Below are 23,020 nucleotides of genomic sequence, written 5' to 3' on the forward strand. Positions count from 1 at the left end.
GTCTTTGGGCCAGTTGAGTTATCTTCTTTTCCTAGCGACCCCTTTCACGGACAGCCACGTCGCCGGACCGCGCTGAGCGGAGACGGCGAAGGCCCCGCGGCCAACCCTGCCGCGGGGCCTTTGTCGCCGTTCACCGGTCAGAAGTCGAAGCCTCCGCCGTCAAACCCGCCGCCGTCGAAGCCGCCTCCGTCGAAACCTCCGCCGAAGTCCTGGCTTCCGTCGAATCCGCCGCCGTCAAAGCCTCCGCCGTCGAACCCGCCGCCGTCTCCGCCGTCCATGCCGCCGGCGTCCAGGGCGTCCGCCTGGCCCGCGTCGTAGCCGGATTCCCAGGCCGACGCGCTGGCGATGCCGCTCATGCCGGAGAACATGGCGCTGAACAGGAACATCGAGCCGAGTCCCCACGCGCCGGCGACGAGCGCGGGCTTCCACCACGGCTCGCTGTACCAGCCCTGCGGCACCGGGCGGCCCGCGACGCGGCCGCCGGGGTAGTAGTACGGCGTGTCCTGGCCGGGGTCGGGCGAGGCGGCGTAGTGCTGGCCCTCGACGTCCACCTCGCGGTGTTCGGTGACCTTGCCGGCCCGTTCGCGTTCGGCCTCGTCCGGCAGGGCCGGACCGGGGTCCATGCCCATCGCCACGCGCGCGGCGCGCACGTAGTACAGGCCTTCGATGGCCGTTTCCTTCACCAGCCGGGCCTGTTCGACCGTTTTGGCCTGCTCAAGCTGGGAACCGGCGGCGTTGTAGCGCTCGCTCGCGTCGGCCATCGCCTGCTGGGAGGCGGTGTCGGTGCCGGTGATGTTGAGGACCTGGCCGCCGAGGCGTTCGACGAGGCGGCGCGCGTCGGCCTTCGCGTCGTCGAGCTGGCTCTGTCTGGTCGCGGCCTGCTTCCTGGCCAGGTACAACCCGCCTCCGACGATGACGACGACCAGCACGATCAGGAGGATCGCGGTGCCCATGGGTCACTCCGTGTCTCGATCTGACGCGACGGCCGGGCAGCCGTCTCTGAAACGGACAACGCGGACCGTGCGCGGAGAGTTCCCGGCGGCGCCGCCGATCGGGCGGTGGCCGACAAAACTAGAACACGTTATAGTCCGCGCCATGAAGTTCTCCTTGTCGATCGCGATGAGCCCGCTCGACCAGCTGGGCGGGCTGGCCCGCGCCGCCGAGGAGGCCGGGTTCTCCTCGATCGTGCTGCCCGATTCGCTCTTCTACTCCGAGAAGGTCTCCGCCGACTATCCCTACACCCCCGACGGCAGCCGGTTCTGGGACGAGAACACCCCCTGGGCGGATCCGCTGGTCGCGACCGCCTCGATGGGCGCGGCGACCGAGCGGATCCGGTTCTACACCTCGGTGCTGAAACTCGGCTCCCGCAATCCGGTGCTGCTCGCCCGCCAGGTCAACTCGGTCGCCGCGCTGACCGGCGGGCGGTTCGGCCTCGGGCTGGGGATCGGCTGGTCGCCGGAGGAGTTCGAATGGTGCGGGGCGCCGTACGCGCGCCGCGGCAAACGCTTCGACGAGGCGATCGACGTGCTGAGGCTGATCCTCAGCGGCGACATGGTCGAGTTCCACGGCGAGTTCTTCGACTTCGACAAGCTCAAGATGAGCCCCGCGCCGCCCTCGCGGATCCCGTTCTACATCGGCGGCCACACCGACGTCGCGCTGCGCCGGGCCGCTCGCGTGGCGGACGGCTGGTCGTCCGCGATGATGACGCTCGACCAGTTGCGCGAAACCATCGGCAAGCTCAAGGGCCTGCTCGCCGAGCGCGGGCGCGAAGACGACCCGTTCGAGTTCCAGGCGGTGTGCGTCGACCGGTTCGGGCTCGACGGGTTCCGCGAACAGGCCGAGGCGGGCGTCACCGACGCGATCACCATGCCGTGGGTGTTCGAGGGGCACGGATTCGACGCGGAACTCGGCCCGAAGGTCGACGCGATCCGCAAGTTCGGCGACGAGATCATCGCGAAAATCGAGGAGTGACATGGGTGTCGAGGTCTGCTGGGACCCCGCGGCGAAGCAGCCGCCCGCGCGGGAAGCGGCGTTCAAGTCGATGACGGCGGCGACGGCGGGGGACAAGGACGGCTGGCTCGCGCTGTTCGCCCCGGACGCGGTCGTCGAGGACCCGGTCGGCCCGTCGATGTTCGACGAGGAGGGCAAGGGCCACCACGGGCGCGACGGTCTTTCCGCCTTCTGGGACAAGACGATCGGGAACGTCGAGAAGTTCGAGTTCGTGATCCGCGATTCGCACGCGGCGGGTTCGGAGGTCGCGAACGTCGGCACCATCACGACGTATCTGCCCGGCGGCTACCGCGTCGACACCGACGGGGTGTTCGTCTACCGGGTGAACGAGGACGGGCTGGTCGTTTCGATGCGCGCGTTCTGGGAGACCGAGCGGGCGATGGCGACCGCGCGGCAGGTCTGACGTCAGCTCGGGTTCGCTTCGACGAAGCCGAGAACGCGGGCGGTGACGAGATCCGGTTGCTGCAGCGTCAGCGCGTGCGTGGTTCCCGGCACGATTTCCGTGTGGATACGGGGATTCAGTGCGGCAACGCGCGCAGTGACGGCTGGTGCGTTGTGGATATGGCTGCGTTCGCCGAGGACGAGCTGAACGGGGACGTCGATCGCGCGGAGTTCGTCATCGGTGAAGACGTGCTGCGGCGGCAGCTGGGCTTTGTACTTCAAGCTGGCGAACAGCAGGGGCCGCAAGGTGTGCCGCACGGCAGGGTCGCCGGAGACGATCCGGCGCTGGATCGCGGCGGGCAGCAGCCAGAGGAAGATCTCCTGGAAACTCCACCGGATGAACTTCGGGACGCTGATCTCCGCGAATCCGGCCGGTTCCAGGCCGAGGACGCCCGCGATCCGGTCCGCGGACCGGATCGCGAGGTTCAAGGCGAGGAATCCGCCGCGCGAGACCCCGGCCAGATAGACCTTTTCGGGGCTGATCGCGGCGAGGACCTCGGAAAGCCATTCGGCGAGGTCGTCGTCGGTGCGCACCGGCGCGTTCTCGACCGAGTGGCCGGGTTCGCCGATCGAATCGACGGCGTAGACCGGATGCCGGGCGGCTAGTTCGGCGAGGTGCGGGTACCACGACAAGGACGAGCCCATGATGCCGTGCAGCAGCACGACCGGCGTGCCGTGCGCGGGGCCGCTGCGCCGGACCCGGGTGGGGCCGAACTTCGTCTGGATGTCCAGTTCCTCGGCGGGAACCGGCCATTTCCGCAGGATTTCCGCGTAGACCGCGAAGTAGCGGTCTTGTGCCTTCTGGTCGGTGAAAGTTCCCGGCATCGTCCCTCCCCGAGACGGATTTACCGTGCACTGACACCGTAGCAGCGGTGGGGGCGCGGAACTGGAACTCGCGATCGCCAGAACGGCGAGGGGGCGACGCAAGATCGGTCGCCGCGCTCGGCTGCGCGGGGGCCTTGTCGATCTCCTTCGCGAAATGTCGTTGCAGCGCAAAGCGGTCAGGCGTTGTCCAAGCGCAGCAAGGTGTTCAGCAGGCTTCCGCCGGGCAGCCCCTCGTCGCCGAAGATCCGGTGCTGCACCTCGATCACGAGCGGCAGCGCGGCGCGCAGCGCGGCTCCGCCGGAGTCGGTCACCTCGACGCGTTTGGCCCGGACGTCCTCGGCGCTGCGCGCGCGGGCGACGAATCCCTTGCGCTCCAGCGTTTTGAGGATCTGCGACACCTGCATCGGGTGGATGTCGCCGGAGGCCGCGAGACCGGACTGGGTGACCGGGCCGCCGGTGCGGTTCAGCCAGCCCGCGAGAGCGAGCGTCTGGAACTGCAGGTGCGTGAGGTCGAGCGGGGCGAGTGCCTGGTCGACCTCGCGGACGTAGCGGTGCACGACGCGCCACATCACGAAGCCCACCGCGTTCTCGGGGGCGCCGAGCGAGGCGGTGGCGAAGAGTTCGGCGAGCGCGTCCTTGTCCATCGGGAGGCATCGTAGCGGTTGCCCGCAGATAGTAAACGCGTTTAGTATTGAGGCGGAGAGAGAGGTGCCGGATGACTGACCTGGACATCGGCCTGTACCGCTACGACCACACCCGCCCGCTGTTCGACGGCCGGGTGCGCTTCGACGGCGTCGAAGCGACGCTGCATACCGCGGACATCGTCTCGGACCTGTTCGAACGGATGGTGCGGGGCAGGGAGTTCGCCGTCGCCGAGTTGGGGCTCACTTTCTACCTGCGCACCTTGGATCTGCCGGACCCGCCGTTCGTCGCGCTGCCGGTGTTCCCGAACCGGCAGTTCCGGCATTCGGCGATCTACGTCAACACCGCCAGCGGCATCCGGGAGCCGCGGGACTTGATCGGGGCGACGATCGGCGAGTTCGCGACCTACGGGCACGACGCGGGCGTGGTGGCGAAAGGCGTTCTGTCCGACGAATACGGCGTGCGGCCGGAACAGAGCCGGTGGGTGATCGGCGGGTTCGACTGGCCGATGGAATGGTTCGATTTCGTTCCGCGGCTGCATCCGGCGGAGGTGGACGTGCGGCAGGCACCGGCGGGGAAAGCGCTCGGCCCGATGCTGGAATCCGGGGAAATCGACGCGTTTGTTTCCGCGGATCCGCCGCGGGCTGTTCGGGACGGTTCGGCGGGAGTCGCGCAGTTGTTCCCGGATTACGTGCAGGTGGAGCGGGAGTATTTCCGGCGGACCGGGATCCGGCCGATCATGCATACGGTGGTGGTCCGGCGGGATGTGCTGGCGGAGGAGCCGGGGTTGGCGGAGAGGCTGTACCGGGGGTTTGTCGAGGCGAAGGACGTCGCGATGGCGGATTATCGGCGGGGTCGCGTCTTCAATCATATGGGCGATGCCGGGATGATTCCGTGGTTCAGCGCGTTGTATGACGAGAATTGCCGGTTGTTCGGGGAGGACTGGTGGCCGTATGGGGTGGAGAAGAACCGGGTGTCGGTGGAGGCGTTCCTGCGGTGGCATTTCGAGCAGGGGTTGTCTCGGCGGCTGATGACCGTGGAGGAGATTTTCGTGCCGGAATTGCTGGAAACTTAGGCGGTTCGCTGGCCTGTTCGCGTTATGCTCGGCGGCTGTGGCGGACGAGTGGTTCGAGTACTGCGGGGATCTCAGCGAGACTGAGCGCCGCTTCGTTGAGGCGCTTCGGGTTCGTGCGGCAGGTTGGCGCGAATGCCCGCTCAACAGCCGGGTGGATCCGCCTGACGCGGAGCTTCCGCTGGTCGCTTCTCTTGATCTGACCGATCCCGCCTCGCGGCTTGTCCTCTTGACCGTCGGCGTGCACCTGGACGGCCGGACCCTGCGCGGCGACGAGGTGCACAACCAGCTGTTCACGCTGCCGGACGAGCCCACGAGTCTCGCGTTCACCGCGACCGGCGACCCGGACGAATTGGCTGTCCGTGCCGCGAACTGGTTCGAAAACCTATTGCGTCGCCCCGTCGTGCGCTACGAATGGCGGCACCGGCGCAAGGTTTACGCCCACGCCGACCTGTTCGCGGACACCAGCGACCTGCTCGGGTCGATGTACAACCGCAAGCTCTGCCCGCGCGGCCAGCTTGAACGCCTGGCCGCCACCGGCCACCTGAGGGGACGGGGCTGGGTCGACCCGAGAGGGCTCGGGAAACCGGATGCCGTCGTTCGCATCCGGTGATCCCGGCAGTTGGCGGTACGAGGGGAATCCGGTGAGGTTTCTCGAACAACGTCACTCCGCGATCGCTGCGGTGTCCTCGTGGTCGGTCGCGTGCGGCAAACGGGCAGCCAGCACAGTCATGAGCAGGCCGCACAAGGTCAGGCCCGCGGAGACGAGGTAGATCGGCCTGGGACCGGCGGACGAGTCGGCGATGAGGCCGCCGAACAGCCCGGCGCAGGCGGCAGCGACCTGGTATCCGGAGGCGTTGACGGCCATGGCCAGTGTCGGGGCTTCGGCGGCGGTCGTCATCACACGTGCTTGCATGCCGGGGATGATCGCGAACCCGAGGAGGCCGATCGTCACGACTGCCGCCACTGTGAGCGCTGGGGAGGCCGCGACAAACCAGCTTCCTGCCAGGACCGCAGCCAGCAGGCCGAGAAGAACCGGTTGGGACACCTGCGGATGGCGGTCGTAGAGCGCGCCGCCGACGAGGTTCCCGATCGTCGCGCCGGCGCCGTAGGCGAGAAGCAGCACCGGCAGGCGGGTGGCTGGATGTCCGCCCAGATCCGTGAGCAGCGGGGCGAGGTAGCTGAACACCATGAGCACCCCGGCGTTGCCGACCGCGGTGATCGCCAGCGCCAGCAGCACCGGGCGGCGGCGCAGCGTCCGCAATTCCGAGACCGCCGAGGTTCGCTCCTCCTCGCTGGGCGAGGCGAGCTGCCAGAACACCAGACCGAGCCCGAGCAGGCACGCCGCGCCGAGCACCGCGAACGTCGCGCGCCATCCCCACTGGCTGCCGATCCGAGTGCCGATCGGCGCTCCGAGGATCATGGCCAGGTTCATCCCGAACGCCAGCCGGGACACCATGGTCCCGGCTCTCTCCGGCGGCGCGGATTTCACCGCGACCACTATTGCCTGGGCGAAGAACGTCGAGGTCGCCAGCGCGGTGACCACCCGGGCGGCCAGCAGCGGCGCGAATCCGGGAGCGAGAGCGGAGGCCGCGTTCCCGGCCGCCGCGACGGCCAGCAGGGCCAGCATCAGCCGCTTCCGGTCGATCCCGGCGGTCATCGCGGTGAGCAGCGGGCCGCCGACGATCATGCCGGCGGCGTACGCGGTGACCAGCAGCCCCGCGGCGCCGACGGTGACCTGAAGGTCGGAGGCGACCTCGGGCAGGATTCCGGCCACCACGAACTCGCCGGTGGTGATGCTGAAAACGCAGAACATGAGGATGCCGAGTCGAAGCATGTCCGCACGCTAAACTCTCACGTCGACGTGAGAGTCAAGCCGGAACGCGAAGGAACCCCCGTGAAGATCGGCGAGCTGGCGCACCGGACAGGAATCAGCGTGCGAGCGCTGCGCTACTACGAGGAAAAGGGCGTACTGAAGCCGGACCGGACCCCCAGCGGGTACCGGATCTTCGCCGGCTCGGACGTGCGCAAGGTGGCGCACATCCAGACCCTCCTCGCGGCGGGCCTCGGCATGGACGTCATCGGCGAGATCCTGTCCTGTCTGTCCGGCGAGTCCCTGCTGCTGGACGACTGCCGCGAACGGCTCGAAGCGGAGCGCCGCAGGATCACCGGCGACATCGACCAGCTCGTCCACACCCGGTCGCTGCTCGACAATCTGCTCGCGACCACGCGCGCCCCGGCAAGCCGGAGTGTAGCTGGCGAAAGGTCATGACCGACCACGCCGGTGCATCGCCTGCTGGGAACGTCCTAACGCGCGACGCCTAGCTCTTCCCGCAAGCCTTCCAGCGCGATGACGTCGTCCTCGGTTCCGGTGTGCGGCGCGGAAAACCAGTCCGAGTACTCGCGCAGTTCGGTGAGCCGCCAGTCGAGGGCGAACAGTTCGACCATGTCCGGGTCGAGGCCCTCGGCGTCGGGCAGGTCGGCGTAGTCGCGTTCGCGCGGGGCTACGGCGAGGGTTTCCCAGTCGACCAAGCGCAGGCCGTCGGGAGTGGCGACCTGGTTGTCGTTGTGCGGTTCGCCGTGGGTCGGCACCCAGGAATCGCGCCGGGAGGCGGCGAGGGCGGCCAGTTCCAGGTAGCGGTCGTTCCAGCGTTTGATCGCGTCGCCGCGGCCGGCCAGAGCGGTGCGGGCGTCTTCGGCGAGCGGGCCGGACGTCCACGGTTCGGCGGTGCGGGCCCGTAGCTCATCGGCGAAGTCCGGGCCGACCCGCGGCGACCAGTGCCGCAGCCCGGCGGGCGGCGGGGTGCGGTGCAGGGCGTCGAGCGCGGCGAGAATTGCCGGTTTGTCGACCTCGTCTTCCGCGGGGCTGCGGCCGTTCAGCATCGGGGTGACGCTGAGCGCGCCGACTCCGGTGTCGACGGTGAAGCGTCCGGACCGCGTGGGCATCGGGGCACAGACGAACGTCAGCCCGGCGGCGGCCAGTTCGGCGGCGCTCGCGTAGGTGCTTTCCAGCGACGCCGCGGTGTGCCGGGGTTCGAGCGGGTCCAGCGTGACGAACAGGGTATCGGCGCGCCAGTGGTGCGCGCCGAAACCCCAAGGCAGATAAGCGATCTCGGAGACGGGCCGCCAGTGTTCGGAGAGGACCGAGGTGAGGGCGGCGTCGGTGACAAAGGACGGTCGGGAGCGCACGGACCGGATACTAGGCAGGGCTTCGTGGTGGGAGCAAAGGAGTTTCTAGAACAACTCGGTCCGGTAGTTTTCGTCGACCACGTCGTACAGGCCGCCGTTGACGAGGACGCCCAGGTTGTCGTTCATCTTTTGCGCTTGCTCGGCGATGGAGAGGGTGTAGAAATCGCCGCCGAGGGTGGCCGCTTCGGCGAGGCCGCGGGTGTCGCCCTCCCACAGTTTCGCCCGGATGACCGCCTTCCCGCACTGTCCGAACACTTCCCGCACCCGGACGATCGTCGCGAGCACGGCGGGTTTGCTGTCCGCGCTGAGCATGCTCAGCAGTTCCGGGTCGTCGGTGACGAACGCGTCGCCGTTGACCCGCATCACCTCGCGCAGGCCGGGCACGAAAAAGACGAGCCCGATCCAGGGGTTGGCGGTGATGTTTTCGAAGGTGTCGGCGAATTTGTTGCCCGGGCGGTCGGGGATGGCGAGCGTCCACGGGTCGAGGATCCGCACCGAACCGGGCGGGTCGCCCTTCGGGGCGACGTCCATCAGACCGTCCGCGCCGAAGGTGGCCGCGCAGAAGAACGGGCTGTGCGCGATGAACCGCATGGCGAATTCGCCGAGCTGCGGTTCCTTTTTCTCGGCGATGAACTTGCTCGGGAAACCGATGATTTCCCGGACGCGAGCCATCGTGATCGGGGTGTAGGCGTCGGCCGCGGTGGTCATGATTCCTCCCGTCACAGGTCGAGGACGAGGCGTGGGGTGCTGGCCCGGGACACGCAGACGAACATCCGGTCGCCCGCCGCTTGTTCGCTCGACGACAGGATGCCGTCGCGGTGGTCCGGGACGCCGTCGAGCACCTTGGTCTCGCACGAACCGCAGATGCCCGACCGGCACGAGGTCGGCGGCCGGATGCCGATCCGCTCGAGCGCGCTGACGATGCTTTCGTCGGCGGCGACGGACACGGTTTTCTTCGAGACCGCGCATTCCACTTCGACCGGTTTGTTTTCCGCGGGCGCTGCCTGCGGGGCTTTGAAGCGTTCCAGGCGGAGCGTTTCGTCCGGCCAGTTCTCCGCTGCGGTGTCCAAATCGGACAGCAGGGAAGCCGGTCCGCACGCGTAGACTTTCGCGCCCGCCTCGACAGGCTTTTCCAGCTCGGTCAACGGAATCCGGCCGACCGAGTCCGACGGGTGGCAGCGCACGCGTTCGCCGTAGCCGCGGAGTTCGTCGAGGAACGGCATCGACGCGCTGGTGCGGCCGCCGAAGTACAGCCGCCAGTCCGCGCCCTGGGCTGCCGCGGTGCGGATCATCGGCAGGATCGGTGTGATGCCGATGCCGCCCGCTACGAAGACGTACGATTTGGCGGGGCGGAACCCGAAATTGTTGCGCGGGCCTTTGATCGAGACACGCTGGCCGGGCCGGAGAAAGGCGTGCACGTATTCCGAACCGCCTCGGCTCGCGCGTTCGCGGCGGACGCCGATCCGGTAGTGCGAGCGTTCGCCGGGCCGGCCGCAGAGCGAGTACTGCCGTTCGACGCCGTTCGGCAGCGCGAGGTCGATGTGCGCGCCCGCTTCCCAGCTCGGCAGCGGTTTCCCGCTGGCGGCCGCCAAATCCAGCGAGACGACGCCGTCGGCTTCCCAGCGCAGCTGGCGGACGACGACGTCCAGCCGCCCGGCGGTTCCGGCGTTCGGGGCCATGGGCTTCCCTCCTTTTGTTAACGTTGTTACTTGCCGCCGGGCCGAGAGTATTGGTAACGTCGTTAACATGTCAACCGGGGCGAAACGGGCGGGAATCGCGGCGACACGGGCCGAGCGGGCGGTGGCCGAGGCGCTGGACCTGGTCGACGCCGGCGGGCTGGAGGCGCTCACGATGCGCCAGCTGGCCGACCGGATGGGGCTGCACCTGCCCGCGATCTACCGCCTGTTCGACGGCAAGGACGCGCTGATCGACGAGCTGGCCGAGGCGATACTGGCCGGGGCGATCGCGGATTTGCCCGGGGAGGACGAGGGCTGGGAAAGCCGGGTGCGCAGCATGGCCGCCGGATTGCGCCGGGCGCTGCTCGCGCATCGGGACGGGGCGCGGATCGTCGGCGGCAACTATGCGGCGAAGCGCAGCAATCTGACCTATGTGGACACTCTGCTCGGCTGCCTGCTGGCCTCCGGGTTGCCGCGGAAAAAGGCGATCTGGGCGACGAGTGCGGTGTTCTGCTACGTGCTCGGGGAGACGCTGGAGGAGCAGGGTGCCACCGGGGACGAGGTCCAGGTGCTGATGGGGGTGCTGGGGGAGCGGAAGTACCTGCACCTGGAGGCGGGGCCGGTGACGTCGATGCTCGATTTCGAGGAGCGGTTCGAATTCGGGCTGGAGCTGCTGCTCGCCGGGGTGCGGAGTGTCGTGAGTATTCACGCCGGTTAGAACCGGCTTAAGCACTCACGACGTCAGTCCGCGCGGGCGGCGTCGTGAGCCAGGGGGCCGTGCCGTCACGCGTGACCTCGTGAGTGGCGGCGCCGGTTAGAACCGGCACGAACACTTACGAGGCGTCCGGGCTGATTCCCTCCACTGCGATCCGGAACAAGCGGCTCGCTTCGGCGGCCGGGTCGGGGTGGCGTTCGGTGGTCAGCGTGATGCCGACGATCAACGCGATCAGGTCGGCGACCGTCACCTCCGGCGAGACGGCCCCGTCGCGAGCGGCGTGCGCCAGCAGCGGTGCCGCGGACTCCTCCAAGGTCGCCGAGCAGGAGTTTCCGTGTACCGGATCGGGTGTGTCGTACGCCAGGGCGGCCGCGAGGCCGCGCGCGGTCACGCAGTAGCGGACCACGTCGTCCAGCCATTCCAGGAGCGCGCGGCGGCTGTCGGCTTCCCCGGCCAGCTCTTGGGCGCGTGCGGCCAGCAGGGCGATCCGCTCCTGCGAGACCGCTTCCAGCAGCGCGTGCCGGGTGGGGAAGTGCCGCCGCACGGTCGCTGAGCCGACGCCGGCGGTGCGCGCGATCTGTTCCAGCGAGGCGTTCGCCCCGTGCGCGGCGACCTCCTCCTCGGCAACTTCGAGGATGCGGGCGTAGTTGCGCCGCGCGTCCGCGCGTTGCTGGCCGGGCATGGCGTGACCTCCGGGTTTGCTAAGTGGCGGGCCCCGCCGTATCGTAGCGGACACGAAACGGCGGGCCCCGCCACTTAGTGGGCTGAAGGAGAATCATGACTGAGGAAGCACCGGTACTGGTCGTCGGCGCGACGGGACGGCAGGGCGGCGCGACCGCCCGCGAGCTGCTGGCGGCGGGAGTGCCGGTCCGGGCACTGGTCCGGGATCCGGCGTCGGAGCGGGCGAAGGCGGTGGAAGCGCTGGGCGCCGAACTCGTCGCCGGGGACCTGCGCGATCGGGACGGGCTGGCGCGCGCGGTCAAGGGCGTGCGGGCGGTGTTCAGCGTGCAGATGCCGGACATGAGCGGGGCGGAGCCGGATTTCGCGGGCGAGGTGCGCCAGGCGGCGAATCTCGTCGAGGCGGCGAAAGAGGCGGAGGTGCCGCAGTTCGTGCACACCTCGGTGAGCGGTGCGGGAACGCCGGAAGTGGCCGAGGAGCGCTGGGCGGCGCTGGCCCCGGCGATGGAGGCGAAGGCGGCGATCCAGGACCTGGTCCGGGCAGCCGGATTCCCGCGGTGGACGCTGCTCAAGCCCGGGTTTTTCATGGAGAACTTCCTGCCCTCCCTGCGCTACCTGTTCCCGCGCGGCATCGAGGGCGGATTGGTGACGATCCTGCGTCCGGAGACCCGGTTGTCGCTGGCGGCGGTGCGGGACATCGGGCGCGCCGCCGCGGCGGCGGTCGCGGAGCCGGAGCGGTTCGACCGGGTCGAACTGGAGCTGGCGAGCGATTACCGGTCGATGAAGGAGATCGCGCCGATTCTGTCCCGGGTGCTGGGCGTGCCGCTGGCCGTGCCGGACATGACCGTCGAAGAGGCGCTTGCCGCGGGGATGCCGCCGATGGGGTTCTCGCACCAGATGCTGAACGAGATCGGACAGCCCGCGCGGCCCGGGTTCGCGCGGGAACTCGGGATTCCGCTGACCGCGTTCGAGGAATGGGCGGAGACGGCTATGCGGGCCTGAAGGCTCGGCGCGGCAAGGTTTCCGGGCTCCGGCGCTCCAGTCCCGGCAAGCGCACCGCGTTGCTCCGTTCGTGTCAGCCGGTTGGTGCGGGTGCGTGAATGGCGGCAGTTCTGCCCTGGCGCGGCGGGCCCGGATCTGCCGGTTCCGCCCCGCCCGGAGGGGATTGTTTGTTACCTTCTTGGCCCGGCAACTGCGGCCAGCCCGGCCAGTGAGGAGCACAGCGATGGCCGCTGTCCAGCCGTCCGCGCGGAAACGCCGGGACCGGGCGCCGCGCGATCCGGACGCCACCCGGCGGGCGCTGGTCGGCGCCGCGCTCGGGCTGTTCGAACAGGACGGGTTCCACGCGACGTCGGTGCAGAAAATCGTCGACACCGCGAAGCTCACCAAAGGCGCGTTCTACTACCATTTCGAGACCAAAGAGGACGTGCTGCGCGAAATCCACGACCAGTTCATGGATTTCCAGCTGCGGCGGATGCGCGAGGTGCTCGCCGAGGGCGGCGCGCCGGAGCGGGTGCTCCGCCGGGTGATGACCGAGGTGCTGGTCGAGCCGATCGGCGTCTACCGGTCCGAGATCTCGATTTTCCTGCAGGAGCGCCGGTTCCTGTCCAGCGCGACGTTCGCCTCGATCGAGCGCAAACGCGACGAGTTCGAAGCACTGGTCACGCAGGTGGTCGAGCGCGGGATCGAGAGCGGCGCGTTCAAACCGGTCGCGACCGCGCGGGTGCTCGCCTTCGCGGTGATCGGCGTGGCGGCTTGGGCGCACACCTGGCTCGATCCGCGCGGCGAGATGACGCCCCGGCAGATCGGCGACGCGTTCGGCGAGATCGTCGTCGCCGGTCTGCGCACCGGGTCGCTGGCGGAGAACCGGGCCTGAACCCCTTGTCGCCGTTCTGGCACGGCGGGCTGCTTTCCCGGTAGAAAGGAAAAATCATCGGGGAGGGAGCAACACGTGAAGGTCCTTCTGCGCAAATTTGTCCCCATCGCGGCGGCTGCCGTTCTGGCGGTCACGCTGGCCCAGCCCGCAGGGGCGAGCCCGGCCGCTCCGGCAGCGTCGCCGGAGTGGCGCGTCGCCGACGGCCAGCTGGTCTGGACCGCGCCGAAACCGCTGTTCGGCGACGGTGCGGTGGAGTTCTGGTCCGGCGGCAGGCTGCTCGGCCGCGCCCGTCCGCGGGCGGATCTGCGGACGTTCTCGCTGCCCGCTGGCGGCATCAAAGACCTGCGCGGGCTGGAAGCGCGCGTCGGCGGCCGTTCGCTGACCGAAGCGCCCAAGGCCACCGCGAACGCACCGGCCCCGGCACCGCTGCCGGAGTTGCCCGCCAATGCGGTGGATCCCGGTAAACCCGGGCAGTACTCGACGGTCAAGGGCGAGTACTCGCTCGACCCGGTGCGGCTGCCGGGGCTGGACGGGCCGATCGAGATGCAGGGCCTGGTCGTGGCGCCGAAGAACGCGCCGGGGAACCGGCCGCTGGTGGTGTTCCTGCACGGCCGTCATCAGCCCTGTTACGACCCGGCCGATCCGGACAGGTACTCGAGGGCCTGGCCGTGCGAGACCGGAATGCTGCCGATCCCGAGCTACCGCGGCTACCTGCAGACCCAGGAACTGCTTGCGTCGCAAGGCTTCGTGACAGTGTCCATTTCGGCCAACGCGATCAACGCGCTCGACCACGCGGCGGAGGACGGCGGCGCGCAAGCCCGGTCGTCACTGGTCCGGCTGCACCTGGCGCACTGGGCGGACTGGTCCGGCAGCGCCCGTTCGACCGCTCCGCAGATCGTCCGGGATTCCCCGGCGGCAGACCTGTCGAATGTGTTGCTGGTCGGGCATTCCCGCGGCGGAGAGGGCGTCAACCGCGCGGCGATGGACAGCCTCTACCCGCCGCCCGGCGACACCGGGTTCTCCGGGCCGGTCCGGTGGAAGATCCGCGGCGACGTCCTCATCGCGCCGACCGTGTTCGGGCTCAACCCGGCGCCGGACGTCCCGTCGGTCACCTTCCTGCCTTCTTGTGACGGCGACGTGTCGGATCTTCAAGGGCAGCAATACATCGACGCGGCACGCGGAGTCAGCCGGGACACGGCTTTGCACAGCGCGCTGTATGTCTCCGGGGCGAACCACAACTACTTCAACGCCGAATGGACTCCGGGCGTCGCGGTGGCTCCGGCGCAGGACGACTTCTATTCTCCGGAGCCGGACCCGAACTGCTCGCCCGGTGTGCCCGCGCGGTTGACCGACAAACAGCAGCGAGCGGTCGGCGCGACCTACGTCGCCGCGGCGGCGCAGCTGTTCCAGAAGCACGACCTGCGAGTGCAGCCGCTGCTGGACGGTTCCGGTGTGCGGGCGCCGTCCGCTGATCCGGCGCACGTGCTGACCCACGCTCTCGGCGGTGCGCGGACGCCGGTGCTGGTGCCGGACTCGTCGACCAAGGTCGCCGGCAGCGGCGACGTCTGCCAGCAGGTCGGCCCGGATCGGCGGTGCCTCGCGGAGCCCAGCATCCCCAAATCGCCGCATTTCGTCGGGCTGGAAGACGCTCCCGACCCGACTCGGACCGCCGTGCACGTGCGCTCGGCGACGGCCGGGGCCCCGGCGACGATCCGGTTGCCCGGCCCGGTTTCCGCGAACGGCGCGCGGGCGCTGGCGATGCGGATCATCGCGCCGGAGAACGCTCCGGCCGCGTCGTTCGACGTGGCGGTCGCCGATTCCCGGGGCAAGCGCACGAAACTGGGCGCGGTGACGGTGGCCGGACTGGCCGGGACCGAGCGGACGAAATCGTTCTGGGGCCAGGAAGTCCGGGTCCCGCTTCCGCCGCACCTGGAATTGGCCAGCCTGGAACTGACGCCCACGACGGCGGGCAGCGAGGCGTGGCTGCTGGACGCGTACGCGTGGCGGCCGGGTCTGCCCGACCCGGACCCGGCCCCGCTGACGCGCGTCGACCTCGGTTCGATGACGGTCAAGGAAGGCGATTCCGGCTCGAAGACGTACCAGATCCCGGTCACGGTGACCGGCGAAGGCGGCGGCACGGTCCGGGTCTTCCGGGCGGATTCGGTCTCGCCGATGTCGATGAAGTGGACGTATCAGGCGGTCACGCTCGCGCCGGGACAGCACACGCTCGACCTGCCCGCGACGGTCGTGGGGAACACCCGCTGGAGCTGGCCGTACCGGATGCTGGCCGCGGTGAAGGCCACCCGCGGCACGGTGATCGGGGCTCCGGAGGGTTCGCTGAACGTCGAAAACGACGACCCGGCCCCGAAGGTGAGTGTCGGCCAGCCGGACGTGTCGGCGGTCGAGGGCGGGACGCTGGCCTGGCCGGTCCGGCTGTCCACAGTGGCCGATTCGGACGTCACTGTCCTGGCGGAGATGAAGGCCCCGAAGACCGGGCCGGAACTGACGACCGCGGACGTCGACCCGAAGTGGCTGCTCGAACACGGCGTCGACCCGGCGAAGGCACAGCCGTTGTCGGAGACCGGCCTGATGGTGTCCGTGCAGATCCTGGCGGGGAAGACAGCCGGCGAGCTGACGATCCCGACGCTGCGGCACGACGGGGCGGACCCGGCGAAGCACGTGCTGATGCATGTCTCGGCTGAGCCGAGGGAATCCGGGCCGGACGTCGACGTCACGGGCACGGTGACGGACGCGGGCTGACGTTGGTCAATCCTCCTGGCCCGGATCTCGGGCCAGGAGGATTTTCCCGCCGCGCCTGCCGGTTTCGCGGAAACCGTGCCGCAGGTAGAACGCGTGTGCTCGGGTGTTGACCGCGAGGACTTCGAGCACGAGCGGCTGTCCCCGCTCCGCCGCGACGCCGATCAGCCACCGGAGCAGCCGACCGCCGATCCCTCGGCCTTGCCAGCTCGGGCCGAGTTCGATCCGGCCGAGACAGACCTCGGCCGGCCGGTAGTCGACCACGAGCAGGCCGGCGTCCGCTCCGTCGACCGTGATCACCTGCCACCTGCCGGGGACGAAGGCGCGATCGTGGTAATCGCGCTGGATTTCGTCGTCCCAGCCCCAGATCGCGGCGACGTACTCGCCTAACGCGGCCCGGTGCACCTGGAAACAGAAGTCGCTGTCCGCGGCCGTCGCGGGGCGCAGGCCGACCTCGCTCGCCATGCGCGCCTCCGACGCTCGGGAGCGCTCAGGGCAGCGCGGTCACAGTTCGTGTTTCCGCACCTTCGGCAGAACTCGCAGCAGCGCGGTTCCCGCTGCCAGCAAAGCGAATCCGGCCAGCAGCACCCACAGCACGTTCACTCCGGTGAACGCCAGGCCGCCGGTCACTCCGGCAGCCGAGGCGGCGCCGATCTTCTGGTACATCAGTTCTCTCTTTCCTTCGGGGGCTTTCACCAGTGTTTGCGGGTGCGCAGGAGCGCGTCCGCGTAGGCCTTGAAATGGCAGGCCTGCAGGAAATAGTCGAGCACCAGCTCGTACATCGACGCGGCGAGCAGCATCCGGCGCCAGCCGCGGTACCGCACGGTCACCACCCGCTCCACCACGAAAATCGCCGAGATGCCGAGCCACCACGGATTGAGGTGCAGGCTGCCGTGGAACAGGGCCGCCGCGACGGCCGTCAGGTAGATCCCGGTCACCAGCACCCCGGCGATGGTGAGCAGCTGCCTGCCCCAGTACCGCCAGGTGACGCGGGTGAGTCCGTATTGGACACAGTTCTCCACCGCGCCGCGCTTCCACCGCAGCCGTTGCGCCCACAGCGCTCCCCAGCTGGTCATGACCTCGGTCTCCAGCGTGCAGGCGCTGGGCGAGATCACCCGGTGCCCGAGGTGCAGCAGGGCGAAAGTGAGTTCGTTGTCCTCGGTGAGGACGGTGGTGTCGTAGATCCCGCCCTTGCCGTTGCCCGCGGGCAGCCGCCCGGCGAGCCGTGCGGCGGAGACCTCGCGCAGGGTGCTGACCCGGAACATCGCGGCGGTTCCGGTCAGCACCAGGCATTTCCCGCGCAGCCGGTGCACGTCGCGGGCGTAGCGGGCGTATTCGTTGCGTTGCAGGTGCCCGACGAACCCGCCGCCCGGCCCGCCGCGGAACACTCCGCCGACGCCGCCGTATCCGCGGTCGAGATGACGCAGCGCGGTGCTCACGAACTGCGGGTCCAAAGTGGAATCCGCGTCCTGGACGAGGATCACGTCGTCCTCGTCGAGCCGCGGCAGCAGCCAGGCGAGGAGCTGGTTCAGCGCACCGGCCTTCTTGTGCGTGTTGTTCTCGGACGGCCGGACCCGGGCCCCGGCGGCCGAAGCCGCCCCGGCGGTGCCGTCGGTGCAGTTGTCGGCGACGACGAAGACCTCGTCGACGGCCCGGTCCTGTCCGCGCAGCGCCGCGACGGTGTGCGCGATCTGCGCTTCTTCGTCGTGCGCGGGGATGACGGCGACGACGCGCGCGCTGCCGGAGCGGTGCCGTCCGGCCCGCGGTTCGGCGAGCGTGGGTGCAGACATGAGCGGGGGGTCCTCTGTGAACGGCGACGGGATGCGTCGCGCCTGACCCTTACTCCGCTGATGATCACTTTACGTTACGTGAATATTCAATAGATCACCCGAATGGGTGAGCATGCTCGGTGGGAACCGGAGGTTGAGCTAGGAATTCTTAACCATTCGGGTGGTTACCGTGCGTGCAGGTCACGAGGACTGCCGGGGCGGCCGCGGGGTCATCAACCGCGCGATGAGCGGGGTCGACCCGAGCCCGTGCAGTGCCACGCTGCCGAGGACGCAGAGCACCGTCAGCGTCAGCACGAGGTCGCTCGCCTCGCCGGACAGGCCGTTGATCGCCAGCAGCCCGAACACGATCGACGTCGTGCCGCGCGGGCCGAGGGCTCCGACGAGGAACCGGTCCCGCAGCGGCATCCGGGTCCGCGTGAGCGACACCAGCACCGGAACGATCCGCAGGACGGTCAAGGCGAGAAGGCAGAACACGACCGGCTGCCACGCCACGCCGAAGGACGCCACGACGACCGCGGCGCCGCCGACGACGAACCACATCGCCATGGTCAGGATTCCGGTGACTTCTTCGAGCAGCCGCAGGTCCTCCGACGGCCGGGCGAAGTGTTCCCGGGCGTGGCTGTCGGAGGTGCGGAGATGCCGTGCGGCGAAGGCCCGGTAGACGTAGCGGAAGGCGATCCCGCTGACGAAACAGGCGACGAATCCGTTGCCGTCGACGGCGACTGTGGCCGCGTAGGTCAGCAGGGGAGTCGTGAGAATGGCGATGCGCCTGCCCTGTCCGGAAGTCCAGCCGGAGCGGACAGCGAGGAACAGCAGGAAGCCGATCACCGACCCGGCGATCGCACCGGCGACGAGTGCTTTGAGCGCGAACGGCAAGGCGGTCGCGAGTGCTTTCGCGGCGGTGTTCGCGGTGTTGTCGGTGCGCGCGAGAATGAGCGCGAACAGGAACAGCGGCGAGACCAATCCGTCGTTGTATCCGCTTTCGACGTTCAGCACGCTGCGCACTTGCGGCGTCAGGGTTTTGTCCCGCACCACGCGTTCGGCGGCGGCGAAATCGCTCGGGATGACGATGCACGCCACGATCAGCAGCAACGGCCACGACAGTTCCGGGAAGAACGCCCAGCCGGCGAGCATGGCCAGCCCGAGGCTCAGCGGCAGCGCCAGGAACAGCACTCGCGCGACGAGGCTGGGCGCGTGTCCCCACAGCCGTCCGCCGCGGACCTCGGTGGCGTCGACGAAAAGCAGCATCGCGAGAATGAGTTCGGCGACGTGCTGCGCGATTTCGGTGTCGAAGAGGTCGAGCAGTTTTCCCGGATTCGCGAACAACGCGGTCGCGACGCCGCACAGCACCATCAGCACGGGCGCGGCGATGTTCCACCGGTCGAGCTGCCTGGCCGCGAGCGCGCGCAGCAGGACCGCGGTCGAGAGGACCAGCAGTGCGGGAATCATCGTTCGTCCGGCTCCACGGCTTTTGGTTGCGCCCAGCCGTCTTCGGCCGCTGACGCTCCACAGTGTACCGGCGGAGCCGTGTTTTCCCCGGGATTGCGGGTGTAGGTCACGTCCACCCGGAATCGGCCGCTGGTTGGACGATTCGGCGGGCCTCGCGCCCTAGCTTCGGGAACGCGGGTGTTCCGGCCCGCCTGACTCGAGAAGAAGGCCGTGATGACTGACGCTCTCGTCATGGGCGGGATCCTGCTCGCCCTCGTTCTTTTCACCCAGGTGGGCCGCCATCGGCACAACCTGGTCATGGGCATCATGCCGTTCGTTTCGTGCACCGTCATCGGGGTCCTGTACTTCACCGGCGGGATCGCGCTCACCGCTCCGAACCTGGCGGCGGGCCTGGCCGGGGCCGTGGTCGGGGCGGTCGCCGGGGCGGGGCTGATCGCCACCACCCGGGTGGAGCGCAGTCCGGAGACCGGACGCGTGCAGACCTGGGCGGGCTGGCCGTATCTGCTGATCTGGCTCGCCGTGCTGCTGGGACGGCTGGCGTTCGTGTGGGCGGTGGAGAACGTGCGCTCGTTCGCGGTGAGGGTGGGCGAATTCCTGGTCAGCGCTCAGCTGGACGAGGACGGGGTCGGCCTGTTCTTCGTGCTGATGGCGCTGGCCATGGTCGCGGTGCGGGCGGGCGGGGTGTTGTGGCGGTCCCGCCGGCTGGAAGCCGTCGCAAGCGCGCCGGTACGGGCCTGACTACGCTGAGCAGCGGAGATGCCGAGGGGGAGGGATTGCGATGAGTCGGCTGCCGCTGGTGCTGATGCGGCTGCTCACGCCGGTCGCCTTCGTCGCGATCCTCGTCACCGCGCGCCCCGCGGCGGAGTGGGAGTGGGTGCCGTTGACGGCTTCCGCAGTGAGCGGCCTGGCGTTCGGGGCGCTTGACCTGCGCTGGCCGCGTGCGGCCGGCGTGCTGCTGGAGGTGGCCGCGCTGTTCGGCACGGTCGTGACCGTGGCGGACGAAAGCCTCACCGGGCCGTCGTTGCTCTGCCTGTCTTTGCTCGTGTTGTCCTCGCTGGCGGCGATTCCTCCGGTGGAGATCATCACGGTGGCCGCCGTCGCGGGGGTCGCGGCCGTCGTCGGCGGGTACCTCGCCGGGCAGCCGGGCGGGCTCGTGGCGGGGAACGCGCTCGCGGTGGCCGTCGTGGTGCTGATCGGACTCAACCGGCGGCAATACCGGGTGCAGGCGCGGCAAGCCCGCGAACTGCTGGACCAGACGCGGCTGACCCAGGAGGCGGTGGCCAGGAGCGCGACGTTGGAGGAACGCGCCCGGCTGGCCAGGGAGGTCCACGACATCCAGGCGCATTCGCTGTCGGCGCTGTCGCTGCATCTGCAGGCGGCGGCGCGGCTGGTGGCCGAGTTGCCTTCCCCGGACGGGAAACTCGCCGCGTGCGTGCAGAAGGCAGGGGAGCTGGCGCAGGAAGGATTGATCGAGACGCGGCGAGCGGTGCACGCGCTGCGCGGTGATCCGATGGCCCTGCCGGAGTTGTTCGGCTCGCTGCCGGACAACGCGTCGATCCAGGTGACCGGCGAACCCCGGGAACTTCCCGCGGACGTCACCCTGCTGCTGTACCGCACTGTCCAAGAAGGACTTTCCAACGCGCGCAAGCACGCGGCGGGCGCACCGGTGTCGGTAGAACTGTCCTATCTGGACACCGAAGTGACGATGGCGGTCGTCAACCGGACCGGTTCCAGCTCCGGTCTGTCCGGTGCCGGATACGGCCTGACCGGCTTGCGCGAGCGCGCGGAACTGGTCGGCGGCGAGGTGACCGCGGGCCCGGACGGGGCGGGCTGGCGGCTTTCGGCGAGGATTCCGGCATGACGGACGTGCGCGTGCTCGTGGCCGAGGACCAGCCCGCGGTGCGGGAGGGCTTGGTGCTGCTGGTCGGGCTGCTGCCGGGCATCGAGGTGGTCGGACAGGCGGGCGACGGTCTCGCGGCGATCGAGGAAACCGCGCGGCTGCAGCCCGATGTCGTGCTGATGGACCTGGACCTGCCGCGCTGCGACGGGGCGGCGGCGACCCGGCGGATCGTGGCGGACCTGCCGGGCACCCGGGTCGTCGTGCTCACCACCTACGCGGACAGCGCCTCGATCGTGCGGGCGTTGGACGCGGGTGCGGTCGGCTACGTGACCAAGGCGGCGAACGGCGACGAGATCGGCCGCGCGATCCACGCCGCGGCTGCCGGGCAGACCGTGATGGACCTGGCGGTGCAGCGGACGTTGCTGGCCGCGGCCCGGCGTCCGGCCGCGCCGCCGGAGGACGGGCTGACGGCGCGCGAGGTGGACGTGCTGAAGCTGGTCGCGGCGGGGCGGGGCAACCGGGAGATCGCGCGGGAACTGCAGGTCAGCGAGGCGACGGTGAAGACGCATGTGAACCGGATCTTCGCGAAGACCGGGTGCGGGACGCGGGCGCAGGCGGTCCGTTACGCGCATCAGCACGGGTACGCGGACTGACCCCCCGGCCCGCGCGGGCTTGCGGTCCGTGAAGGGCTCCTTGAGGGAATCCTATTCCCTCAAGGAGCCCTTCACGGACTTGAAGAGGCGATGGGCTGGGCGAACCATCCGGCCCGGAAGGCCGGAGCCTCCCCGGCCACCGCCCGGCGGCACCATCCCGCGACCGCTTCGCCGACCTCCTCCGGGCCGAGCGAAGACGTGTCGAGAACCGTCATCGCCCACCCAGGACCCGGTGCGTGGCCGACCCAGCGATCCCACCGCATTTCCGGCCAAGCGTCCGTCGTGACAGCTTCCGGAACATGCCCGGGATCGCGAGCGTGCGCACGCAGCCACGCCGCGAACCCTTGGTGCAAGGGGACAGCCTGGTTCGGCTCGCCGCGGCGGGCGAGCCGAGCCAGGTGGGCTTCGTCGCTGACGTCGAGCAGGCAGGCGGCGATGTCGATCCGGTCCGCGCTCGGAGCCGCCAGCGCTTCGCCGACCGGCACCGGATCACCGGCGAACAGCAGATGCTTGCCCTCAGCCTCAAGCACGATCGCGCGCTGCACCGCGACTTCTACCCGTTCCTGCCGCCACGCGACAGTGGGCACAGCCGGGATCGGCCCGAGCGTGCACAGTTCGGCGGTCTCGTACGTCTCGCCGAGCAGATGCCGCGCGTGCAAGCGGGCAGTGGTTTTGCCGACGCCGGAAGCGCCCGAAACGAGCAGCAACATGGCCCGCGACTTTACGGCTTACCGCCCAGCGCCTGCCACCGAATTCTCGCGCACATACCGCGAAAGCGTCGCCGAACCAACGCGTTCAGCCGAAACGCACTCCAGATGCGCGGTCCCGGTGCCGTCCGGGAACAGCCGGGTGCCGCTGCCCAGCACGGTGGGGAAGGCCAGCAGCCGGTACTCGTCGATCAGGTCCGCAGCCATCAGCGCGTGCACGACGCTGAGACTGCCGGTGACGACGATGTCGCGCTCCTCCTGTTTCACCGCGTCGACGAGGTCGCCGTCGAGCACCGACGAGTTCTGCCACGCGTCGGTGTCGGCCAGAGTGCTGGTGGCGACCAGCTTGGGCACGGCGTTCATCCGCTGTGCGAACGGGTCGTCGCGGTGCGGCCAAAGGCCGGAGAACAGCTGCCAGGTCGCGCGGCCGAGCAGCAGGACGCCGTCGTCCAGCGTGCTGCCGAGGCGGAACTTGTCGCCGGCGACGGAGTCCGGGCCGTGCCGGAAGGCCCAGCCGCCGCCGGGGGTCCCGGAGGAGCCGTCCGGATCGGACACGATGCCGTCGAGGGTGACGAATTCGATGACGATGACGCTCATGGCGGAGATCCCTAAGGTCGATGTTGTTCGGGGCGGGTGCCCTGGATGCCCAGGGCGATGGGGTGTGGCTGATGGCGTGTCTGCCGCAAGGTGGCTCGAAGGG

General features: G+C 69.5%; 26 protein-coding genes. 12 read left to right on the forward strand and 14 right to left on the reverse strand.

Annotated features, from left to right (window positions below):
• Nucleotides 1-137 precede the first annotated feature (137 nt).
• Nucleotides 138-953, reverse strand: coding sequence for a hypothetical protein (locus ACWGIC_RS39360; RefSeq protein WP_452081038.1), 816 nt, complete (start codon nucleotides 951-953; stop codon nucleotides 138-140).
• 142 nt (nucleotides 954-1,095) lie between these two features.
• Here ACWGIC_RS39360 and ACWGIC_RS39365 point away from each other — a divergent pair, with 142 nt between their 5' ends.
• Together ACWGIC_RS39365 and ACWGIC_RS39370 are read left to right on the forward strand one after the other, a co-directional pair.
• A complete protein-coding gene (locus ACWGIC_RS39365; RefSeq protein WP_452081039.1) occupies nucleotides 1,096-1,971 on the forward strand; it encodes a TIGR03619 family F420-dependent LLM class oxidoreductase in 876 nt (291 codons plus the stop codon).
• Nucleotide 1,972: 1 nt separating this feature from the next.
• Nucleotides 1,973-2,413: a nuclear transport factor 2 family protein gene (locus tag ACWGIC_RS39370; RefSeq protein WP_182894018.1), complete on the forward strand. Its 441-nt coding sequence runs from the start codon at nucleotides 1,973-1,975 to the stop codon at nucleotides 2,411-2,413.
• A gap of 2 nt (nucleotides 2,414-2,415) precedes the next feature.
• Here ACWGIC_RS39370 and ACWGIC_RS39375 read toward each other — a convergent pair whose 3' ends face one another.
• Both ACWGIC_RS39375 and ACWGIC_RS39380 read right to left on the reverse strand, forming a co-directional pair.
• Nucleotides 2,416-3,276, reverse strand: a complete 861-nt coding sequence (locus ACWGIC_RS39375) for an alpha/beta fold hydrolase (RefSeq protein WP_452081040.1) — start codon at nucleotides 3,274-3,276, stop codon at nucleotides 2,416-2,418.
• A 176-nt stretch (nucleotides 3,277-3,452) separates the two neighbouring features.
• Nucleotides 3,453-3,920: a MarR family winged helix-turn-helix transcriptional regulator gene (locus ACWGIC_RS39380; protein WP_452081041.1), complete on the reverse strand. Its 468-nt coding sequence runs from the start codon at nucleotides 3,918-3,920 to the stop codon at nucleotides 3,453-3,455.
• 71 nt (nucleotides 3,921-3,991) lie between these two features.
• Here ACWGIC_RS39380 and ACWGIC_RS39385 point away from each other — a divergent pair, with 71 nt between their 5' ends.
• Nucleotides 3,992-4,993: a 4,5-dihydroxyphthalate decarboxylase gene (locus ACWGIC_RS39385; RefSeq protein WP_452081042.1), complete on the forward strand. Its 1,002-nt coding sequence runs from the start codon at nucleotides 3,992-3,994 to the stop codon at nucleotides 4,991-4,993.
• Between the two features lie 37 nt (nucleotides 4,994-5,030).
• On the forward strand, nucleotides 5,031-5,603 hold the full coding sequence (locus tag ACWGIC_RS39390) for a hypothetical protein (protein WP_452081043.1): 573 nt from the start codon (nucleotides 5,031-5,033) through the stop codon (nucleotides 5,601-5,603).
• 51 nt (nucleotides 5,604-5,654) lie between these two features.
• On the opposite strand, the gene ACWGIC_RS39395 is transcribed toward ACWGIC_RS39390, so the two are convergent.
• Entirely contained in the window at nucleotides 5,655-6,827 is a 1,173-nt protein-coding gene (locus ACWGIC_RS39395) for an MFS transporter (RefSeq protein ID WP_452081044.1), read from the reverse strand.
• Between the two features lie 60 nt (nucleotides 6,828-6,887).
• On the opposite strand from ACWGIC_RS39395, the gene ACWGIC_RS39400 reads away from it, so the two are divergent.
• Entirely contained in the window at nucleotides 6,888-7,262 is a 375-nt protein-coding gene (locus tag ACWGIC_RS39400) for a MerR family transcriptional regulator (protein WP_452081045.1), read from the forward strand.
• A 35-nt stretch (nucleotides 7,263-7,297) separates the two neighbouring features.
• On the opposite strand, the gene ACWGIC_RS39405 is transcribed toward ACWGIC_RS39400, so the two are convergent.
• From ACWGIC_RS39405 to ACWGIC_RS39415, 3 genes are read right to left on the reverse strand one after another with little or no spacing between them, the layout of a single operon-like run.
• The gene (locus ACWGIC_RS39405) at nucleotides 7,298-8,179 is read right to left on the reverse strand and encodes a phosphotransferase family protein (RefSeq protein ID WP_452081046.1); all 882 of its coding nucleotides are present in this window, start codon (nucleotides 8,177-8,179) and stop codon (nucleotides 7,298-7,300) included.
• Nucleotides 8,180-8,224: 45 nt separating this feature from the next.
• Nucleotides 8,225-8,887 (reverse strand): MSMEG_1061 family FMN-dependent PPOX-type flavoprotein, encoded by a 663-nt coding sequence (locus ACWGIC_RS39410; protein ID WP_452081047.1) that lies wholly within the window; start codon nucleotides 8,885-8,887, stop codon nucleotides 8,225-8,227.
• A gap of 11 nt (nucleotides 8,888-8,898) precedes the next feature.
• Complete coding sequence (locus ACWGIC_RS39415) at nucleotides 8,899-9,858, reverse strand: PDR/VanB family oxidoreductase (RefSeq protein ID WP_452081048.1); 960 nt, start codon at nucleotides 9,856-9,858, stop codon at nucleotides 8,899-8,901.
• Nucleotides 9,859-9,925: 67 nt separating this feature from the next.
• Here ACWGIC_RS39415 and ACWGIC_RS39420 point away from each other — a divergent pair, with 67 nt between their 5' ends.
• On the forward strand, nucleotides 9,926-10,573 hold the full coding sequence (locus tag ACWGIC_RS39420) for a TetR/AcrR family transcriptional regulator C-terminal domain-containing protein (protein ID WP_452081049.1): 648 nt from the start codon (nucleotides 9,926-9,928) through the stop codon (nucleotides 10,571-10,573).
• A 115-nt stretch (nucleotides 10,574-10,688) separates the two neighbouring features.
• Here the strand turns inward: ACWGIC_RS39420 and ACWGIC_RS39425 are convergent, their stop codons facing one another.
• Entirely contained in the window at nucleotides 10,689-11,252 is a 564-nt protein-coding gene (locus tag ACWGIC_RS39425) for a TetR/AcrR family transcriptional regulator (RefSeq protein ID WP_452081050.1), read from the reverse strand.
• A gap of 95 nt (nucleotides 11,253-11,347) precedes the next feature.
• Here ACWGIC_RS39425 and ACWGIC_RS39430 point away from each other — a divergent pair, with 95 nt between their 5' ends.
• The 3 genes from ACWGIC_RS39430 (at nucleotide 11,348) to ACWGIC_RS39440 (ending at nucleotide 15,884) form a co-directional block, all read left to right on the forward strand.
• Nucleotides 11,348-12,250 carry an NmrA/HSCARG family protein gene (locus ACWGIC_RS39430; RefSeq protein WP_452081051.1) on the forward strand — a complete coding sequence of 301 codons (903 nt, stop codon included), beginning with the start codon at nucleotides 11,348-11,350 and terminating at the stop codon, nucleotides 12,248-12,250.
• A gap of 223 nt (nucleotides 12,251-12,473) precedes the next feature.
• The gene (locus ACWGIC_RS39435; protein WP_452081052.1) at nucleotides 12,474-13,124 is read left to right on the forward strand and encodes a TetR family transcriptional regulator; all 651 of its coding nucleotides are present in this window, start codon (nucleotides 12,474-12,476) and stop codon (nucleotides 13,122-13,124) included.
• Nucleotides 13,125-13,199: 75 nt separating this feature from the next.
• Nucleotides 13,200-15,884, forward strand: a complete 2,685-nt coding sequence (locus ACWGIC_RS39440; RefSeq protein WP_452081053.1) for a hypothetical protein — start codon at nucleotides 13,200-13,202, stop codon at nucleotides 15,882-15,884.
• A gap of 6 nt (nucleotides 15,885-15,890) precedes the next feature.
• Here the strand turns inward: ACWGIC_RS39440 and ACWGIC_RS39445 are convergent, their stop codons facing one another.
• From ACWGIC_RS39445 to ACWGIC_RS39460, 4 genes are all read right to left on the reverse strand, one after another.
• Complete coding sequence (locus ACWGIC_RS39445; RefSeq protein ID WP_452081054.1) at nucleotides 15,891-16,346, reverse strand: N-acetyltransferase family protein; 456 nt, start codon at nucleotides 16,344-16,346, stop codon at nucleotides 15,891-15,893.
• Between the two features lie 39 nt (nucleotides 16,347-16,385).
• On the reverse strand, nucleotides 16,386-16,547 hold the full coding sequence (locus ACWGIC_RS39450) for a hypothetical protein (RefSeq protein WP_452081055.1): 162 nt from the start codon (nucleotides 16,545-16,547) through the stop codon (nucleotides 16,386-16,388).
• Between the two features lie 26 nt (nucleotides 16,548-16,573).
• On the reverse strand, nucleotides 16,574-17,671 hold the full coding sequence (locus ACWGIC_RS39455) for a glycosyltransferase (RefSeq protein WP_452081056.1): 1,098 nt from the start codon (nucleotides 17,669-17,671) through the stop codon (nucleotides 16,574-16,576).
• 180 nt (nucleotides 17,672-17,851) lie between these two features.
• Nucleotides 17,852-19,120, reverse strand: a complete 1,269-nt coding sequence (locus ACWGIC_RS39460; protein ID WP_452081057.1) for a cation:proton antiporter domain-containing protein — start codon at nucleotides 19,118-19,120, stop codon at nucleotides 17,852-17,854.
• Between the two features lie 213 nt (nucleotides 19,121-19,333).
• Here ACWGIC_RS39460 and ACWGIC_RS39465 point away from each other — a divergent pair, with 213 nt between their 5' ends.
• The 3 genes from ACWGIC_RS39465 to ACWGIC_RS39475 are packed head-to-tail and all read left to right on the forward strand — an operon-like array spanning nucleotide 19,334 to nucleotide 21,613.
• Nucleotides 19,334-19,858 (forward strand): DUF1453 domain-containing protein, encoded by a 525-nt coding sequence (locus ACWGIC_RS39465; protein WP_452081058.1) that lies wholly within the window; start codon nucleotides 19,334-19,336, stop codon nucleotides 19,856-19,858.
• Nucleotides 19,859-19,898: 40 nt separating this feature from the next.
• A complete protein-coding gene (locus tag ACWGIC_RS39470) occupies nucleotides 19,899-20,981 on the forward strand; it encodes a sensor histidine kinase (protein ID WP_452081059.1) in 1,083 nt (360 codons plus the stop codon).
• A complete protein-coding gene (locus tag ACWGIC_RS39475; RefSeq protein WP_452081060.1) occupies nucleotides 20,978-21,613 on the forward strand; it encodes a response regulator in 636 nt (211 codons plus the stop codon). Before ACWGIC_RS39470 ends, ACWGIC_RS39475 begins: the two co-directional genes overlap by 4 nt.
• A gap of 71 nt (nucleotides 21,614-21,684) precedes the next feature.
• Here the strand turns inward: ACWGIC_RS39475 and ACWGIC_RS39480 are convergent, their stop codons facing one another.
• Both ACWGIC_RS39480 and ACWGIC_RS39485 read right to left on the reverse strand, forming a co-directional pair.
• Entirely contained in the window at nucleotides 21,685-22,323 is a 639-nt protein-coding gene (locus ACWGIC_RS39480) for a hypothetical protein (protein WP_452081061.1), read from the reverse strand.
• Between the two features lie 18 nt (nucleotides 22,324-22,341).
• Nucleotides 22,342-22,917 (reverse strand): dihydrofolate reductase family protein, encoded by a 576-nt coding sequence (locus ACWGIC_RS39485; RefSeq protein ID WP_452081062.1) that lies wholly within the window; start codon nucleotides 22,915-22,917, stop codon nucleotides 22,342-22,344.
• Between the last annotated feature and the right edge of the window lie 103 nt (nucleotides 22,918-23,020).

The sequence above is a fragment of the Amycolatopsis sp. NPDC054798 genome (assembly GCF_053611505.1).